The following is a 3,288-nucleotide window of genomic DNA, read 5'->3' on the forward strand; positions in this document are numbered from 1 at the left end:
GAGGTCCCGGGCGCCTGCTTCCCCGAGGAGCACCCGGCCTTCGCCGCCCTACTCCAGGCGGGGCCGCAGCCGCTGCGCGCCGTCGCGGTGGCCGCGCGCTGCGCGGCGGGCGTCGCGAACGATGCGGGGGGCGGCCACATGATCGCCGCCTCCGGCACGCCGCTCCTCTCGCTGTTCGGCCCCACGCGGCCGGACAAGTTCCGCCCCGTGGCGGCGCGCTCCGCCGTGCTGCGGGCACAGGACTTCGGCGGGCCGGAGATGCACCGCATCCCCATGGAGGCCGCCGCGGCCGCGCTGGAGTCGCTGCTCGCGCCGCCGGGCTGACCAGCCCCGCGCAACCGTCCCCCGCCGGCTTCGTTGGCCCCCGGTCAGCCAGCGAGGTCCGCCATGCCCGAAGCGCAGTTCCCCCCGCAGAAGCAGGACCACCAGCCCGGCCGCGAGGCCGAGATGACGCCGCGCCCGGCCTCCGTCATGGAGAGCTGGCGGCCGGCGGGCAAGCTGACGGGCCTCGCCGCCATCGTCACCGGCGGTCATTCCGGCATCGGCCGCGCGGTGGCCATCGGCTTCGCGAAGGAAGGCGCCGATGTCGCGATCCTCTACCTCGACGAGCAGGAGGATGCGCGCGACACGAAGCGCCGGATCGAGGCGGAAGGCCGCCGCTGTCTGGCCATCGCCGGCGACATCGGCGACCCGCGCTTCTGCCAGGATGCGGTAAAGCAGGCGGTGCACGCCTTCGGCCGCCTCGACATCCTGGTGAACAACGCCGCCGAGCAGCACGTCTGCGAGGATTTCGCCGAGATCCCGACCGACCAGGTCGAGCGCACCTTCCGCACCAACATCCTCGGCATGATGTGGATGACCAGGGCCGCGCTGCCGCATCTGCAGGGCGGCGCCAGCATCATCAACACGACCTCGGTCACCGCCTACAAGGGCAGCCCGGCGCTGATCGACTACGCCTCCACCAAGGGCGCGATCGTCGCCTTCACGCGCAGCCTGGCAATGGCGCTGCAGAAGAAGGGCATCCGCGTGAACGCGGTGGCGCCCGGCCCGATCTGGACGCCTCTGATCCCGGCGAGCTTCGACGCGGAGAAGGCCGCGCAGCACGGCAGCGGCGCCCCGATGGAACGCGCCGGCCAGCCCGACGAGGTGGCGCCGTCCTACATCTTCCTCGCGAGCCAGGCGGACAGTTCGTACATCTCGGGCCAGGTGCTGCACCCGAATGGCGGCACGGTGGTCAACGGGTAGCGCCCGGTCGGCAGCATGCGCGGCGCTACATCCAGCGCCGCACCCGCGCCCTGTACGCGTCGTAGGCGGCGCCGAAGCGCGCCGCGAGGTAGGTCTCCTCCCGCGCGATCACCAGCCGGTCCAGAAGGCCGTGCAGCACGACCACGCCGATCCAGCCCCACAGCGTGCCCCAGACCAACGCCAGGCCGGTCGCGGCCAGCAGGAAGCCCAGATAGATCGGGTTGCGGCTCCAGCGGAACGGCCCGGCCTCCACCAGCGCGCTGTCCGGCTTGTCGGGCCGTGGATCGTTGCCGGCCTTCACCAGCACCAGCACGGCCCAGCCGCAAAGCGCGATCGCCAGGAAGACCACCATGCCGCCGAGCGAGACTGCTGGCGGGCCGATCTGCACCGTCCAGACGCGATCCAGCACCCAGGCCGCGCCCATCACCGCCGCGGCGATCACCGGCGGCGGCACGCGCACGCCCGGGCCGTGATCCTTGTTCATGCCGGCTCGCGCGCCGGCAGCTTCATCCAGCCTGGGATGCGCGGCGTCAGCACGGCATCGCCGCAGGCGAAGCGCCCACCTTGCTCCACCGCATCGATCCGCAGCAGCGCCAGCCCCAACCCGTCGCGGCCGGAGCGCATCTCGCCTACCTCCGGGCCGTCACGTGTCACCGGCGTGCCGGGTGCGGGCAGCGGGCCCTCCACCGCCACCGGGAACAGCCTCCGCTTGAGCAGGCCGCGATACCTGGTCCGCGCCGTCAGCTCCTGGCCCATGTAGCAGCCCTTGGACCAGGACACGCCCGACAGCTCGTCGAAGCCGCCTTCCAGCAGCACGGATTTCTGCGGCTCCAGGTCGCGCGCGCCATCGGGCAGGCCGAGCGCCAGCCGGTGCAGGTCGTAGGCCGCCTCGTCCGCATCCGCCGCCAGCGGCGCCGGCGCCAACACGCGCCAGCCGGCCTCCGGCAGCCGCGGGTCGGGTGCCGCGATCGTGCCGGGGGGCGGCACCGTCGCGCCCCATGCCGCATGCACCGCGAAGTCCGGCGAGGCGTCCCGCAGCGCCACCTTCGCGCGCAGCCGGAAACGCGACAGCGTCGTCACCAGCATCTCAGCCTGATCGCGCGCGCAATCCAGCAGCAGGCGCGCTTCCTCGGCCAGCACGAAGAAGTCGGCCAGCCACTTCCCCTGGGGGGTGAGCAGCGCGGCCCAGACCGCGCGGCCAGGGGCGCTGGCCGGCTCCGCCGGCGTGGGCACGTTGGCCGGCTCCGCCGGCGGGGGCACGGCCAGCGTAACGTCGTTGGAGACGAGGCCCTGCAGGAAGGCGACGCGGTCCTCGCCGGCCACCTCCACCAGGCCCCGCCCCGGCAGAAAGGCAATTGGCATGGGTGGAAGGTGGGCGGCGGCGCCGGCGGATGCAACATGCCCGCCGCCCCTACCCCCGGGTGGGGCCTCCGGCTCGCCCGTGCTATGCGCGCCCCGCCCTGATGCGCATCCTCTTCGTCACCTCCACGCGGATCGGCGATGCGGTGCTCTCCACCGCGCTGCTCGCCCATCTGCTGCGCCAGCACCCCGAGGCGCGCGTGACCGTGGCCTGCGGCCCCGCCGCCACCGGCGTGTTCGAACGCATGCCGGGGCTGGAGCGGCTGATCGTGGTGGCGAAGAAGCCTTTCTCGCTGCACTGGCCGAAGCTCTGGGCGCAGGTGGCGTTCACGCGGTGGGACCTGGTGGTGGACCTGCGCGCCTCGGCGCTCGCCTGGATGGTGCCGGCGCGGCGCCGTGCTGTCGGCAGGGGCGGCCGCCGGCCTGGCCACCGCCTGACACACATCGCGCAGGTGCTGGATCTGTCCCCGCCTCCGCTGCCCGTGGCCTGGACCGCGCCGACCGACGAGGCACGCGCCGCGACGCTCCTGCCCGACGGGCCCTGGCTTGTGCTCGGCCCGACCGCGAACTGGTCCGGCAAGGTCTGGCCGGCCGAGCGCTTCGTCGCTGTTGCCGCCGCGCTCACCGCGCCGGGCGCGCCGCTGGACGGCGCCCGCATCGCCGTGCTGGGCGGCCCGGGCGGGG

Annotated in this window: 5 protein-coding genes; 3 read left to right on the forward strand and 2 right to left on the reverse strand. The window is 74.0% G+C overall.

The window, feature by feature from the left end; all coding sequences use genetic code 11:
• Both OZN99_RS28175 and OZN99_RS28180 read left to right on the forward strand, forming a co-directional pair.
• The coding region (locus OZN99_RS28175) for a glycosyltransferase family 9 protein (protein WP_270938538.1) at positions 1–324 on the forward strand (324 nt) is incomplete at its 5' end.
• Between the two features lie 63 nt (positions 325–387).
• Positions 388–1,245 (forward strand): SDR family oxidoreductase, encoded by an 858-nt coding sequence (locus OZN99_RS28180; protein WP_270938539.1) that lies wholly within the window; start codon positions 388–390, stop codon positions 1,243–1,245.
• 25 nt (positions 1,246–1,270) lie between these two features.
• On the opposite strand, the gene OZN99_RS28185 is transcribed toward OZN99_RS28180, so the two are convergent.
• The gene (locus OZN99_RS28185) at positions 1,271–1,729 is read right to left on the reverse strand and encodes a methyltransferase family protein (RefSeq protein ID WP_270938540.1); all 459 of its coding nucleotides are present in this window, start codon (positions 1,727–1,729) and stop codon (positions 1,271–1,273) included.
• Entirely contained in the window at positions 1,726–2,607 is an 882-nt protein-coding gene (ygfZ, locus tag OZN99_RS28190) for a CAF17-like 4Fe-4S cluster assembly/insertion protein YgfZ (RefSeq protein WP_270938541.1), read from the reverse strand. The genes OZN99_RS28185 and ygfZ overlap by 4 nt, the downstream gene beginning before the upstream one ends.
• Before the next feature lie 101 nt (positions 2,608–2,708).
• On the opposite strand from ygfZ, the gene OZN99_RS28195 reads away from it, so the two are divergent.
• Positions 2,709–3,288: glycosyltransferase family 9 protein (locus OZN99_RS28195; protein WP_270938542.1), on the forward strand; the 580-nt coding region annotated here is incomplete at its 3' end.

This window comes from Falsiroseomonas oryzae (genome assembly GCF_027856955.1).
Taxonomy (GTDB): domain Bacteria; phylum Pseudomonadota; class Alphaproteobacteria; order Acetobacterales; family Acetobacteraceae; genus Falsiroseomonas; species Falsiroseomonas oryzae.